The sequence below is a fragment of the Affinibrenneria salicis genome (assembly GCF_008710095.1).
The window spans coordinates 85,337-99,027 of the sequence record NZ_VYKJ01000007.1 but is presented as its reverse complement, the minus strand read 5'-3'; the positions used below and the strand labels follow the sequence as shown (position 1 = coordinate 99,027).

The following is a 13,691-nucleotide window of genomic DNA, read 5'->3' as shown; positions in this document are numbered from 1 at the left end:
CCCGCTGACGCGCCCGATAACGGCCCGACCGGATTTAGCGGCGCCGGAAAAATTTTTTTACCTTCCGGGAGATTGACCTCGCGCGGCGCTTGTGCCTAAATAAATTCAGGCGGATGTCCGCTGCTGAAGGAGATATTGCGGTAATGAATACGCTTACCCACAGACGACGACTATCTATGCGCTCGCGACGAAGTAGTTCATCTATAGCCCGTACGGTTTTGTTGATTAGTTTTCTCATTTTGCTGGGCCGTTTTGCCTGGTCTGCGATTAGCGCTTATTCCCACCATCTCGATAAACAGGCATCATCGCGTATCGAACAAACGATGACGCAATTGCCGCCATCCGATCCGTTCATCCCCCAAAAAGAGTAATGTCGTCATTCTGCTGACGGAATCGCCGTAATCATACGGCACAGTCCGCTCCGTTAGCATGACGGTGATAAACTGAATAATCGTGCGCCACGCGAATTATGCGCCGCAAGATGCCCTGAATAATTCGGGTTGCAGCAACGCATTATCGTTTTGAGACGCGCCAGCGCGGCCCGAAAGTAAGCGCCGGAAATAAGGCCAGAATACCGGCCGAAGAATTGAGCGCAATCAATACGTACGCAACCTGAAGTATAACGGGCATAACGTTATTGCCAGTGATTTCGGGGCGCGGGAAAAACATAGGTGCGTTGGACAATGCCTGAGCGACCTGCGAATAACGGGGATAAAAATAAGCGGCGGTTGTTTCGGCGTCATATATATGCGTCATAATTAGCGTTTATCGCCTTACACGCCGGGGAGGGTTTCCCCGCTGATTCGGATTTAACAGGACTGTTCACACCATGTCGAGCGTAAAAAAACTCTCCACTCTCCGCCGCCGTATCCTTTCTCTGCTGCTGGATAATAAAGCGCTGGTTGATGATATCACCGGCCAAAAACAGTCGGCGCCCGGCATCGATAAAAAATACCTGCTCGACCAGACCGCGGAAATCGCCCTGCTGGTTAAGGAACTGCACGCCGCCGACCTCGCCGACTTGCTAGAATCGCTGCCGCACGATGAACGCCTGGCGCTCTGGCGCCTGGTGCCGCCCGATCGGCGCGGCCACGTGTTGATTGAAGTCTCGGATAACGTCTGGGACAGCCTGATCGCCGATATGAGCGATAAGGCCATCCTGAAGGCGATTCGTCCGCTCGACCTCGACGAAAAGGCTTATCTGGCGCGCTATCTGCCGCGCAATCTGCTCAGTCGCATTCTCACCTCGCTGGAGCCGCGCCAGCGCGCTCAGCTGCGCGAAGCGGTCAACTATGAGAAGGACCATGTCGGTCATATCATGGACTTCGAGCTGGTGACCGTGCGCCCCGATATGAGTCTGGCCGCCGTACAGCGCTATCTGCGCTATCGCAAATCGGTGCCGGAATCCACCGATAAGCTGTTTGTGGTCGATCGTAAGAACACGCTGCTCGGCGAACTGCTGTTGACCAGCGTATTGCTGCACCGGCCGGAAACGCAGGTGGCCGATGTCATGAACCCCAAACCGATCTCCTTCCTGCCGGAAGATACCGCCGAAGAGGCGGCCGGCGCATTTGAACGTTATAACCTGATCTCCACCGCGGTCACCGACAGTAAAGGCAAGCTGCTCGGTCGACTGACGGTAGAAGATATCGTCGATGTGGTGAACGAAGAGAGCGACAGCAATCTGCGCCGCGCCGGCGGGTTAAGCCCGGAAGAGGATGTGTTCGCGCCGATCCATAAAGCGGTGCGCAACCGCTGGGCCTGGCTGGCGATCAACCTGTGCACTGCGTTTATCGCCTCGCGCGTGATCGGCCTGTTTGAACATACCTTATCCCATCTGGTGGCGCTGGCTACGCTGATGCCGATCGTCGCCGGGCTCGGCGGCAATACCGGCAACCAGACCATTACCATGATTGTGCGCGCGCTGGCGCTGCATCAGCTGGAACACGGCAAGGTCTCCCACCTGCTGCTGAAGGAGCTGGGCGTGGCTCTGATTAACGGCGTGGTGTGGGGCGGCATTATGGGGGTGGTGACCTGGCTGCTGTACGGCAGCGCTTCGATGGGCGGCGTGATGATGCTGGCCATTCTGCTCAATCTGCTGCTGGCCGCGATGATGGGCGTGCTGATCCCGATGACCATGATCAGGCTGGGGCGCGATCCGGCGGTCGGCTCCAGCGTGATGATCACCGCCATTACCGATACCGGCGGTTTTTTTATCTTCCTCGGTCTGGCGACCGTTTTTCTGCTGCACTAACGCCTGCCCGGCGCGCGCCGGGCAATACCGTTGCATCAATGCGCGGCGTCGATTTCATCGAAGGACAGCAGTATCGCGCTGGCCGGATCCAGCACCGGCAATGGCAGCCCAACCTGCTCCAGCCATTCGCCGCTCAGTACCACCTCCTCGCGCAGCCAGCGCGGATACACTTTCATCGTATGGTTGCGCGCCTTGTTCAGGCTTTGCGGCTTATCCAACACGCTGACCCGATAGAGCGCGCCCGATTTCAGGCCGGGTACGCGCAGCGTACCGCTCAGCGCATAATGCGGCAGCGTCAGTTGACTGACCATCGCCACCGCCCGGCTGCCGTCCTGCGCCCGTACGCCGTGGATCAAAATATCGTCCGGCGTATCGAGACGGAAGGCCACGCCGCTGTGCAGCAAAGGACGCAAGTGTTTATGCAGCGCAATATAGCGGGCAAAAGCCTGCTGTTCCTCCTCCGGCGCGCTTAACGGATCGAGCTCGACGCCCATGTGGCCAAACAGCGCGGTCAGACCGCGGAAATTGACGTCGAGAATGCGCGACGTGCTGTGGCAGGGATTGCCGCCGATGTGCGTACCCATCACTTCCGGCGGAAAGAAATAACTCATGCCGCGCTGAATCTGCTGGCGATCGAGCGCATCGTTGCTGTCGGACGGCCAGAAACGTTTACAGCGCTTGAGGATCTCATAGTCGATACGGCCGCCGCCCGACGCGCAGGATTCGAACTCAACCTGCGGGAAGCGCTGATTCAGCGCATCGAACAGGCGATATAGCTGCTCGGTCTGCGCCACCATCGCCGGGCGGCCGTGGTGGCCGGGCTGAACCAGTTCGCGGTTGAAGTCCCACTTTACATAGTCGATATCGTGCTGACCCAGCAGCCAGCTCAGCCGCTCCAGCAGGTACTCATACACCTCCGGCCGGCACAGATCGAGCACCAGTTGGTTGCGCCCGGTCAGCAGCGGATAGCCGTCGAGTTTCAGCAGCCAGTCCGGGTGACGGCGGAACAGATCGGAGTCCTCATTGACCATCTCCGGTTCAACCCAAATACCAAACTCCATACCGGTCGCCTTTACCGCCGCGATCACCGGCGTCAGCCCCTGCGGGTACTTCTCTGCATCCACATACCAGTCGCCGAGCGCAAAGTGGTCGTTAACCCGCCCTTTAAACCAGCCGTCGTCGATGATGAAACGCTCAATGCCGAGACTGGCGGCGCGCTGCGCCATCGTGATGATGTTATCCGGCTGATGATCGAAATAGATGCCTTCCCAGGTATTTAAATGCACCGGCCGCGGTTTGTCCTGCAGCCCGGCGATCAGTTCGGCGCGCACATAGCGATGGAAGTGTTCGCTCATCGCATTCAGTCCGCGCGCGGCATAGGTGGCGTATATCCACGGCGTCGAGATCGACTGCTGATCTTCCAGCGCGATCTCGCCGGCGAAATAGAGCGCCTCAGCCTGAATCTGCCGCCGGCCGTCGCTCTTGCAGTCCACGCGCAGGCGGTGATTGCCGCTCCACGCCAGATGCAGCCCCCACACTTCCCCCTGTTGTTCGCTGAAGCCGTCGCTGCCGATGACCACGCCGGGGAAATATTCGTGCGAAGTTCTGCCGCGGCGGTTTTCCTGCAGGAAGCCGCCGTGATCCAACGTCAGAGAATGGCGCTGAAATTCGTCAATCCAGCGGCCGTGGAACGCCATTACCTGGCGCGCCCGTTCCGGCAGCGGCAGCGTCAGCGCCAGACGCGCCAATTGATAGACGCCGGCTTTCAGGTTGGTCAGCGTATTGCGATGGCTGAGCACGCCGCTGTGCGGACACAGGTACAGTTCGCTGGTCAGCCGCAGCCCGGCGGTGTCGTCCTGCTGAGTAATCGTCAGGCGATTATCATGCAGTCGATAATCGACCGGGGTAAACACCGGCGCCCAATCCAGACCGTCGCGGTGCCCTTCGATGCCGGGCACGCTGAACAGACCGCGGCCATTTTCCGGGCACAGCGTCAGCGGCACGTCGTTATCCAGCCGGCTGTTGGGAACCGGACGTTCCAGAGCCACGCTCATCTGCGCGTCGAAATGGTTCAGATGCGGTCCCCAGTAGAGGATTTCCACCCAGGGAAAGCAGCGTAAAATCACATCCGAATGCGCGCTTTCCAGCCTGATTATATTCTGTTGCATATTCTCTCCTCAGTATCTTGCATCAAACCAGTTGATCGCGTTTTTTCTGCCAGCGTTCCCTCATATTCTCCAGCACGCCCTGCCCCGTCAGGGTAAAGGCGGAAATCACGGTGAATGTCAGGACAATCAGGCCGAGAAAAAGATAAGTTTGCTGAAAGCCGAACGCGTCATATAACCGTCCGGAAAAATACGACATAAAGATCATCGAAATCTGTTTGCTGAAACAGAAACCAATCAAATAAACCGTGGCGGAGAAGCGCACCTCAAAAACCTGAGTAATATATTTAAACGAACCGACCAGTAAGAAGGGGACTTCGAACATATGCAGAATTTTCAGCAGCACCACTTCCAGCGCGCTGGAGGCGAAGGCTGACCCAATAATGCGAATCGACATAATCGCGCCAGCCAGCAGCAGCGCGTTTTTACTGCCGATACGGGCAATGATGACCGGCGCAAAAAACATCACTGCGGCATTCAATAATTCGCCGCCGGTGGTGACAAACCCAAATATTTCCGTGCCGCGCTGTTTGGTTTCAAAGAAGGACGTAAAAAAATTGGCGAACTGCTGATCGAAAACATCGTATACGCAGGGAACGCCGATGATATACAACACGAAAAACCACAGCTGCGGTTTTTTCAGCAACTCCAGCGCGGTACGCAGGCTGAACGGCGCTTTATTGGCGCCCAGCTTGTCCACCACGAACGCCGTGGATGAAACGTCGGGCTTCGCCAGAAACAGCAACACGGCCAGCACCAGGGCGCAGCCGGAGGCCAGCCAGAAAATAAACTGGTTGTTGATGGTATAAAGCATGCCGACCAGCGAAGCGCAGACCGCCCAGCCGATACAGCCAAACATGCGGGTGCGGCCATATTCGAAGCTGGAATGACGGCTCACCTTCTCAATATAAGCTTCGATGGCGTGCGAACCGCCGGTAAAAACAAAGCCCAGGTACAGGCCGCCGACAAGCGCGCCGATAACGATGTTGTATTGCAGCAGCGGGCTGAACACATAAATAAAGAACGGCGCAAACAAAATCAGCAGGCCGACGATCACCCACATTAAGTGCTTACGCAGCCCCAGCTTATCCGATAGCGGCCCCATGATGGGCTGAAAGCAGAGAGCGAAGAAGGAAATGCTGCCGAAAACAATCCCGGTCTCCGTCTTGCTCAGATTATTAATATCATGCAGCCAGATGGGGAAAAACGGATAGTAAGAGGCCATGATAAAAAAGTAGAAAAAGAAAAACAGGCCGAACAACCAGAAATTCCGGTTAGCCGACCAGGCGTTGTTATCACTCGCACTCGCACCCATACCCACCTCACATTACTGTTCACCCGAATGGCGCTCTCGATCAGTCCGGTGCCGTCTCTGTCGGCTCAGTGCCGCTGAACAGGCGAACGCCGCTGTTATTGCGGCCACTCTACATCCGAAACGTTTCGGATTAGAATCGAAACGTTTCGGATCTGTGATGAACATAGCGATTTTACTAATTTATTCTTGTAACAGGTTTACGGCGTGCTATTGCGACTGCCGGCCGCTTGAGTAAAAGATTTCAATCCCCTACAGTAGACCTCGTTGCAGACGCACTGGTCAGGTATGTGGCCGCCACAGCCCCTCGGCGAGCGGCGAGGCGCGTTTAAATCTGTTCGCCGGCACATTACCGCCCGAATCGGTGATTCATGTAAAGCGAACGGGATGAATAAGCGCCCTTCCCCGGACAGCGCTGGCGCGGTTCAACACGTCAACGTTTTGTACTGTAATCCGGAATCTATTGGGTATACTCGTCATACTTCAGGTTGCAGAGGCGTTGGCCGCGTTCGCTCGCCCGAATCGCTTATCCGGGTCAGCCCATCGGGATTATTGACAGACATTCCGCCGCTTACCGCAGGCCGGCGGCTGGCCGGACAACGTCGGTCACGACCGATGAGCCCCTCGCTTGCGCGTGACGAGGCGCATTCATGCGCTTCGCCCGCAAAGGGCCGACGCATGTGCGTTGTGCATTGTGCGTTGTGCAAACGATAAGGTTTTGTGCTGCAACTCGAATTATTGAGAGTATATAACGGGTGTTTTCCGGCTCACTACCGGCGTCATAAATCAGGTCTGCTATGTCATTAAAAAAAATCGCCGAACAACTTGGCCTGTCGATCACCACCGTAAGCCGTGCGCTGAATGGCTACGACGACGTGGCCATCGCCACGCGTGAACGCATTGTCGCCTGCGCCAAAAGTCTGGGCTATCAACCCAATGCGCTGGCCAGAAGATTAAAAATGGGCAAAACCGACGCCATTGGGCTGGTCTACCCGTCGCGGCCGCGCGTATTGAACAACTCCACCTTTCTGGAAATGATCGGCGGAATCAGTCTTGAACTGGCGCGCCACGGCGTGGACCTGCTGCTGATCCCGGACGCGCCAGGCCCCGGCCACGCGCAGACGCTGGAGCATATAGTGGAAACGCGCCGCGTCGACGCGCTGCTGGTCGCCCACACCCAACCCGAAGATAAACGTCTGCGCTATCTCTGCGAACAGAATTTCCCTTTCCTGGCGCTCGGCCGCAGCCGGCTGGATCATCCCTACGCCTGGTTCGACTTCGATAACGCGGCCGGTTCGGCGCTGGCGGTGCAGCGTTTACGCGAACTGGGCCATCAGCGCATCGCTTTTATCGGGACCCAGGCCAGTCTGTCTTACGTCGAGCAGCGGCTCGACGGTTTTTGCCGCAGCGTACCGGACGCAGAGGCCCTGCGGGCCGCCGGCTATATACTGACCGCCGAATCTGACCGGCGCGGCGGCTTTCTCGCCGCGCGCCGTCTGCTGGCGCTGCCGGAACCGCCCACCGCCATCGTCACCGACAGCAACATGCTGGGCGACGGCGCGGCCAGCGCGCTGCAGCAGGCGAACCTGTTGGACGAGCAGGGCGTGTCGTTGATTAGCTATGACGGTCTGCCGGATGATTCGCTCGTTACCGTGGCGGTTACGCCGATTATCCAGGCGACCAGAACCAGCGTCGGCAGGCAGATCAGCGAGATGGTTCTGGCGCTGCTGAGCGGCACGCCGCTCGAACAGCTGCAGGTTCTGTGGCAGCCGACGCTGGGCAGCGGGCAGACCGACCATCCGCCGCACGACTAGCCCCGGCTACGCGCAAGACGCGAACTTACCAGGCGCTGGCCAGGTCGAGCTGCGCGATATCCTGCGCCGTCAGCGACAACCGCGCGGCGCCGGCCAACTCCTCAAGCTGTTGCAGCGAGGTAGCGCTGACGATCGGCGCCGTGATCCCCGGCCGGGCAATCTGCCAGGCGAGCGCCACCTGCGTCGGGCTCGCCTGATGGCGCAGCGCGACGCTATCGAGCGCCTCAAGGAGGGTCAGACCGCGCGCATTGAGATATTTTTCAACCACCTCTTTCCCGCGCGCGCTTTTTGACGCATCGGCCGGGCGGCGGTACTTGCCGGACAAAAAGCCGCTCGCCAGCGCATAGTAGTTAATCACGCCGAGCCCTTGCGCGCGCGCCAGCGGTTCCAGAGCCTGTTCGTACCCCTGACGATCGTACAGATTATATTCCGGCTGCAGCGTTTCATAGCGCGCCAGGTGGTTATCCGCGCTGACCTGCAGCGCCTGCGCCAGTCTGTCCGCCTCATAGTTCGACGCGCCGATCGCCCGCACCTTGCCCTCTTTTATCAGGGCGTCGAAAGTGGCCAGCGTTTCGCTCAGCGGCGTGTCCTTATCGTCCTCATGCGATTGATACAGATCGATATAGTCGGTCTGCAGGCGGCGCAACGAATCCTCCACCGACTGACGAATATAACCGGCGGACAGCCCGGCCGGCTTATCGCCCAGCGATTTGCCGACTTTGGTGGCGATGATGACCCGATCGCGTTTGCCGCTCTTTTTCAGCCAGTTGCCGATGATGGTTTCCGACTCGCCGCCCTGATTGCCGGGCACCCAGGTCGAATACATATCGGCGGTGTCGATAAAATTGAGTTGGTGATCCAACAGCGCATCGAGAAGGCTCATTGAGGTGGCCTGATCGATGGTCCAGCCAAAAACATTGCCGCCGAAGGTTAACGGCGGCACGTTGATGCCGGTCCGTCCCAGCGGACGTAAGGTTACCGAAGTGGTCATAAAAAACGCTCCTTTGATAATATCGTCCCGCCCGGGCGTTGCGCTCAACGCGCCGCACGCCGTTCGCCGGCCGCATTGCGCAAATAGCGCGCAGGTAGCAACCTGTAACAAAAAGCGACAGGCAGGAATAAGATTAAGCTATTCAGTTTAGTTATCTTCCCACGATATAATCCCCGCTTTGGGTTATTCATCACACTTTTACTTCGCTCGTTACATAAAATTACAAGTGAACCTGACCTCCCTCAAACCTGGAGCAAATATGTTTCATATTTTTCAATTCGCGCTGGCGTTGGTCGTCGTTGCGGTTCTGGCGCTGCTAATGTGCCGCGACCGCAAAAGCATCCGCATACGCTACGTCATTCAACTGCTGGTGATCGAAATACTGCTGGCCTGGTTCTTCCTGCACTCGGAAGCGGGACTGGGCTTTGTTACCGGGTTTGCCGCGCTGTTCAATCAGCTGCTCGGTTTCGCTGCTGAGGGTACCGATTTCGTATTCGGCGGCATGAATGATAAGGGACTGGCCTTCTTCTTCCTGAAAGTACTGTGCCCTATCGTCTTCATCTCCGCGCTGATCGGCATTCTGCAGCACATCAAAGTTCTGCCGTTCGTAATCCGCATCATCGGCACCATCCTGTCTAAAGTCAACGGCATGGGCAAACTGGAGTCGTTCAACGCCGTCAGTTCGCTGATCCTCGGCCAGTCCGAAAACTTTATCGCCTATAAAGATATTCTGGGCAAGATGTCGGAAAAACGCATGTACACCATGGCGGCCACCGCGATGTCGACGGTATCGATGTCGATCGTCGGCGCTTATATGTCGATGCTGGATGCGAAATTCGTGGTCGCCGCGCTGGTGCTGAATATGTTTAGCACCTTTATCGTGCTGTCGCTGCTCAACCCCTATAGCCAGGAACAGGAGCAGGATCTGCAATTGGGGAACTTGCACGAAGGTCAGAGCTTCTTCGAAATGCTGGGGGAATACATCCTGGCCGGTTTCAAGGTGGCGATCATCGTCGCGGCGATGCTGATCGGCTTTATCGCGCTGATCTCGGCGCTCAATGCGCTGTTCAGCACCGTCTTCGGTCTGAGCTTCCAGCAATTGATGGGCTACGTGTTCTATCCGTTCGCGTGGGTGATGGGTATCCCGCAAAACGAAGCGCTGCAGGTGGGCAGTATTATGGCGACCAAACTGGTGTCGAACGAATTCGTCGCCATGGTGGAACTACAGAAAGTCGCCGGCAGCCTGTCCGAACGCAGCGTCGGCATCCTGTCGGTGTTCCTGGTATCGTTCGCCAACTTCTCCTCCATCGGCATTATCGCCGGCGCCATCAAAGGGCTGAATGAACAGCAGGGCAATACGGTGTCGCGCTTCGGTCTGAAGCTGGTTTACGGCTCCACGCTGGTCAGCATTCTGTCCGCCGCCATCGCCGGACTGGTGCTGTAAGCCATCGCGTCCGCCCGGCCCGCAGCGTTGCGGACCGGGCGGACGTGGCCGCAGGAGAACGCGACTCAAAGCGTCCCGCCCAGCGAAATGCGGTAGTGCAGATCGACGAATTCGATCGTGGAAATCCGCTTAATTTTCTTCAGCAAAATATCGGCCGCCACCTTGCCTATCTCAAAGCGCGGCGTCACGACGCTGGCCAGCCCCGGCGTGGTCGCCTGACCGATATCCAGCCCGTGAAAACCGGCGATCGCCATCTGCTGCGGAACGGCGATCGACAAATTCAGGCACTCCTGCAACACGCCGACCGCGATATCGTCGTTAGTGCAAAAGATCGCATCCATCTGCGGGTACATCTGACGCGCCAGCGCCAGCATGCCGGCGCCGATGGACACCGAAGACACTTTATTCGGCGTGATATGACGCGGCTCCAGCCCGCGATCGCGCATCGCCTGACTGTAGCCCTGATAGCGTTTACGATCGCGGATATCCGACATCGAACCGAAATAGACCACCTGCTGTTTGCCGCTGCCCAGCAGCGTCGTGGTCATATCCCAGCCGGCCTGATAGTTATCGAACCCCACCACAATGCGTCCCGGCGTCGGCTCCAGATCCATCACCTGCGCCACGGGAATAGCGGCCGAAGTTAAAAATTTTCCGGTGCGCAGCGTATGTTCCGAATCGGTCAGGATCAGGCCGTCGATCTGGCAGGACAGCAGGCTGACAATCTGCTGCTCTTCGCGCTCCTTACTGTAATCATAATTGACCACCAGCGTCTGGTAGCCCTGCTGCGCGGTAACCGACTCAATGCCGGCCAGCAGATCGGAAAAGATCTGGTTATGAAAAGAAGGCACCAGTATCCCGATGCGCGGCGCATTCGCTCGCGCCGTGCCGGCAGCGTTTTCCGCCGTGTAGTTCACCTCTTTCATCACCTGCGCGATGCGCTGCGCCGTATCCGGCGCCACTTTATCCGGCGTGCGCAGATAGCGGCTGACCGTCATCTTCGTCACGCCGGCCAGTTGGGCGATATCCTGTAACGTGATCCGCTGATTTTTCATGCACGACACCCGCCGACAACCCCTCAATATAGCGCCTGATTATGCACCGCCGGCCGCTGCGTTGGAAGCATGTTACTCCGGCCGGATAAATGTAACAGGCGGAGGTAATAAAAATAACATACTGATTTATTGATGAAAAAAATTCTCACTGCTCATTTCCTCTGGCCCGGCGAGGAAATAAAAAGGGGGTATCGCGCTATCCGTACGATAGCGGTCACGGAAGCAGTAACACAGCGCCGTAACAGCGTTTATAGTGATCTTGATCACAGTTTACCCGAGAGGAAAACGGTTCTATAGCCCATAGCTTTCGCTTCCGGGCCTGCGCGAAATACCGGCGCCGGCAATGAATTGACCAACACACTCAAACGCAGAAACGCGGTGTTTCATCGGGATTGGCGTATTCGTCCAATCTCTGGCCTGCTATCGGGATTATTTTATGAAGAATTTATTTTCGCTGGAAAGCAAAAAAATATTGATAACCGGTTCGGCGCAGGGAATTGGTTTCCTGCTGGCAAAAGGGTTGGCCGAATATGGCGCGCAGATTATCGTCAACGATATTACCCGCGAACGGGCCGAAAGCGCGGCGAGCCAGTTACGCGATCGGGGTTATCGAGCCGATGCCCTGGCATTTGATGTTACCGATGGTCAGGCGGTAAGCCAGGCGATTGACGAGATTGAACATAATATCGGCGCCATCGATGTATTAATTAATAATGCCGGCATTCAGCGCCGTCACCCATTTACCGAATTCCCGGAAAAAGAGTGGGACGATGTAATTAACGTCAATCAAAAATCGGTATTTTTGGTTTCTCAGGCGGTAGCGCGCGCCATGGTGCCGCGCCAGCGGGGAAAAATTATCAATATTTGTTCCATGCAGAGCGAACTGGGCCGCGACACCATTACGCCTTACGCCGCGTCTAAAGGCGCGGTCAAAATGCTGACCCGCGGTATGTGCGTGGAGCTGGCGCGTTACAACATTCAGGTTAACGGTATCGCGCCGGGCTATTTCAAAACCGAGATGACCAAGGCGCTGGTGGATAACCCGCAGTTTACCGACTGGCTGTGCAAGCGCACGCCCGCCGCTCGCTGGGGCAATCCGGAAGAGTTGATTGGCGCGGCGGTGTTCCTTGCCTCGCAGGCCTCGGATTTCGTCAATGGCCACCTGCTGTTCGTCGACGGCGGTATGCTGGTGGCGGTTTAAAGCCGTCGCGGGGGAAGGGCGGCGTCAGCCGTTGGAATCTCCCGCGCTCAGCAAGTCCCAGGGATGGGACAGGTAACAAAACCAACGCGCCGGCGGCCTGAAGGATGAGCAATCCAGGAATATCCGCAAAAAATACCGTCAAACCGGTCCACGGCTGGCCAACACGTGACGGAAATATTTTCTCTGGCAATAAAAAAATACATCTGATATAAAAAAGAAGGTGCTCAGGACAGGAATAAATCAATGTTTTTCTCATCAAAAAAAACAAATCGCCCGCCCTCTCCTTCCGGGAAAAAACGCCAGCACTCGCCATCCGGTTATAATAACAGACCATATTCCCTGCAAAATATTCCGGCAGAAGTGATTAATTCCCCGAATGTGCTTATCGGCACATTACAACAAACAGAATTTAATGCCTTGAGTAATTATAATCCCGCCTGCTCGGCAACACATCGCTATACCATAGCCGATAAACCCTACTATCGAAATGATCTGAATGACGGACTATGGAATAATCAGAGTGGCGGACTGATGGCTGGGATGACATATGCCAGATTAAGCCCGGGCGCACTTACCATTGCTTATCTGGATAAAAGCAAAAAAGGCAAAAAATATATCAGTTGGATAGTGCAATCCCCCATCAGGCAGTTACCGCCGATCGATCACCTCGAATATGCTTATCAAAACATGCCGCATATGTTTATCTGTCTGGCGCTGGCTTTTGTCTCAGGCTATCCCGTTTACCGGTACGATATAGATGGATTTATCTTTGCGCTGCTCGCCATGATCTTTGTGTTTTCCGCGTTTTTTTCCGCGATGTATTCTTGGTTGATAGTCAGCGACCTGTGGGCGGCGATAACCAAATCCCGCCATGAAGTCAGACTCTACCAATTACTGATATCAGCAGGTGAACGATATGAGGACAAGTAGTGGAAAAGTCAGTATCCATACAATAAGATATCAGCCATCTATAAAAAAATCATTAATTAGCGGCATGTATATCATTGAGATTTCTCTGGATGGGAATAATAGAATTTACCACATTAGACTGCCGTTCAATGAAAATTTATTTTTGGCTGAAAACGAATATATAGAAATCCATTATATAGAAAGTGGCGATACGGCTGAGGTTATATACATCACCAGCCTTAGTGATGGGACAACCTATTTAATTCAGCACCGGGCCGATACGAAAAGGAGAGTAATAACAGCATTAAGCTCTATTCTTTTTATTATCCTGATCATCATTTCATCATTCACCCCATTAGGGGGGGTTCTTGAAAACAGCCTGATATGTATAACCTTGCCGTTAATCGTCTGCGGCATTATGTTATTGATTCCGATGTATCAGCACCCGACAAAACTGCAGTGGAAAACATGGCGTGAAATAAGGAATAAGTTAGCCCGGACCGGCAAACTTACTATACTGCGCTGGTTTTAAGCCGGTCGTCTGAG

10 protein-coding genes are annotated in these 13,691 nt (G+C 55.8%); 6 read left to right on the top strand and 4 right to left on the bottom strand.

The genetic code is table 11. The features are described from left to right. The first annotated feature begins 829 nt into the window (after positions 1-829). Positions 830-2,254, top strand: coding sequence for a magnesium transporter (gene mgtE / locus FJU30_RS14575; protein ID WP_150435706.1), 1,425 nt, complete (start codon positions 830-832; stop codon positions 2,252-2,254). Positions 2,255-2,289: 35 nt separating this feature from the next. On the opposite strand, the gene FJU30_RS14570 is transcribed toward mgtE, so the two are convergent. Continuing rightward, on the bottom strand, positions 2,290-4,422 hold the full coding sequence (locus FJU30_RS14570) for an alpha-galactosidase (RefSeq protein WP_150435705.1): 2,133 nt from the start codon (positions 4,420-4,422) through the stop codon (positions 2,290-2,292). A gap of 22 nt (positions 4,423-4,444) precedes the next feature. After that, a complete protein-coding gene (locus FJU30_RS14565) occupies positions 4,445-5,734 on the bottom strand; it encodes an MFS transporter (RefSeq protein WP_150435704.1) in 1,290 nt (429 codons plus the stop codon). Positions 5,735-6,528: 794 nt separating this feature from the next. Here FJU30_RS14565 and FJU30_RS14560 point away from each other — a divergent pair. Continuing rightward, positions 6,529-7,545 (top strand): substrate-binding domain-containing protein, encoded by a 1,017-nt coding sequence (locus FJU30_RS14560; protein WP_150435703.1) that lies wholly within the window; start codon positions 6,529-6,531, stop codon positions 7,543-7,545. Between the two features lie 25 nt (positions 7,546-7,570). Here the strand turns inward: FJU30_RS14560 and FJU30_RS14555 are convergent, their stop codons facing one another. Beyond that, positions 7,571-8,536 carry an aldo/keto reductase gene (locus FJU30_RS14555; protein ID WP_150435702.1) on the bottom strand — a complete coding sequence of 322 codons (966 nt, stop codon included), beginning with the start codon at positions 8,534-8,536 and terminating at the stop codon, positions 7,571-7,573. 259 nt (positions 8,537-8,795) lie between these two features. Here FJU30_RS14555 and FJU30_RS14550 point away from each other — a divergent pair, with 259 nt between their 5' ends. After that, positions 8,796-9,980, top strand: coding sequence for a NupC/NupG family nucleoside CNT transporter (locus FJU30_RS14550; RefSeq protein WP_150435701.1), 1,185 nt, complete (start codon positions 8,796-8,798; stop codon positions 9,978-9,980). Between the two features lie 65 nt (positions 9,981-10,045). On the opposite strand, the gene FJU30_RS14545 is transcribed toward FJU30_RS14550, so the two are convergent. Then, positions 10,046-11,035 (bottom strand): LacI family DNA-binding transcriptional regulator, encoded by a 990-nt coding sequence (locus tag FJU30_RS14545; RefSeq protein WP_150435700.1) that lies wholly within the window; start codon positions 11,033-11,035, stop codon positions 10,046-10,048. Positions 11,036-11,471: 436 nt separating this feature from the next. Here FJU30_RS14545 and idnO point away from each other — a divergent pair, with 436 nt between their 5' ends. The 3 genes from idnO (at position 11,472) to FJU30_RS14530 (ending at position 13,677) form a co-directional block, all read left to right on the top strand. Further along, positions 11,472-12,236, top strand: a complete 765-nt coding sequence (gene idnO, locus FJU30_RS14540; protein ID WP_150435699.1) for a gluconate 5-dehydrogenase — start codon at positions 11,472-11,474, stop codon at positions 12,234-12,236. Positions 12,237-12,479: 243 nt separating this feature from the next. Then, the gene (locus FJU30_RS14535) at positions 12,480-13,166 is read left to right on the top strand and encodes a hypothetical protein (RefSeq protein WP_150435698.1); all 687 of its coding nucleotides are present in this window, start codon (positions 12,480-12,482) and stop codon (positions 13,164-13,166) included. After that, positions 13,153-13,677: a hypothetical protein gene (locus FJU30_RS14530; RefSeq protein ID WP_150435697.1), complete on the top strand. Its 525-nt coding sequence runs from the start codon at positions 13,153-13,155 to the stop codon at positions 13,675-13,677. The genes FJU30_RS14535 and FJU30_RS14530 overlap by 14 nt, the downstream gene beginning before the upstream one ends. The last annotated feature ends 14 nt before the right edge of the window (positions 13,678-13,691 follow it).

Bases quoted from the DNA above. Each gene is read 5' to 3' on its own strand.
- FJU30_RS14550 (WP_150435701.1), top strand. From the start codon at position 8,796: ATGTTTCATATTTTTCAATTCGCGCTGGCGTTGGTCGTCGTTGCGGTT.
- FJU30_RS14570 (WP_150435705.1), bottom strand. From the start codon at position 4,422: ATGCAACAGAATATAATCAGGCTGGAAAGCGCGCATTCGGATGTGATT.
- FJU30_RS14565 (WP_150435704.1), bottom strand. From the start codon at position 5,734: ATGGGTGCGAGTGCGAGTGATAACAACGCCTGGTCGGCTAACCGGAAT.
- FJU30_RS14555 (WP_150435702.1), bottom strand. From the start codon at position 8,536: ATGACCACTTCGGTAACCTTACGTCCGCTGGGACGGACCGGCATCAAC.
- FJU30_RS14530 (WP_150435697.1), top strand. From the start codon at position 13,153: ATGAGGACAAGTAGTGGAAAAGTCAGTATCCATACAATAAGATATCAG.
- FJU30_RS14535 (WP_150435698.1), top strand. From the start codon at position 12,480: ATGTTTTTCTCATCAAAAAAAACAAATCGCCCGCCCTCTCCTTCCGGG.
- FJU30_RS14545 (WP_150435700.1), bottom strand. From the start codon at position 11,035: ATGAAAAATCAGCGGATCACGTTACAGGATATCGCCCAACTGGCCGGC.
- FJU30_RS14560 (WP_150435703.1), top strand. From the start codon at position 6,529: ATGTCATTAAAAAAAATCGCCGAACAACTTGGCCTGTCGATCACCACC.
- mgtE (WP_150435706.1), top strand. From the start codon at position 830: ATGTCGAGCGTAAAAAAACTCTCCACTCTCCGCCGCCGTATCCTTTCT.
- idnO (WP_150435699.1), top strand. From the start codon at position 11,472: ATGAAGAATTTATTTTCGCTGGAAAGCAAAAAAATATTGATAACCGGT.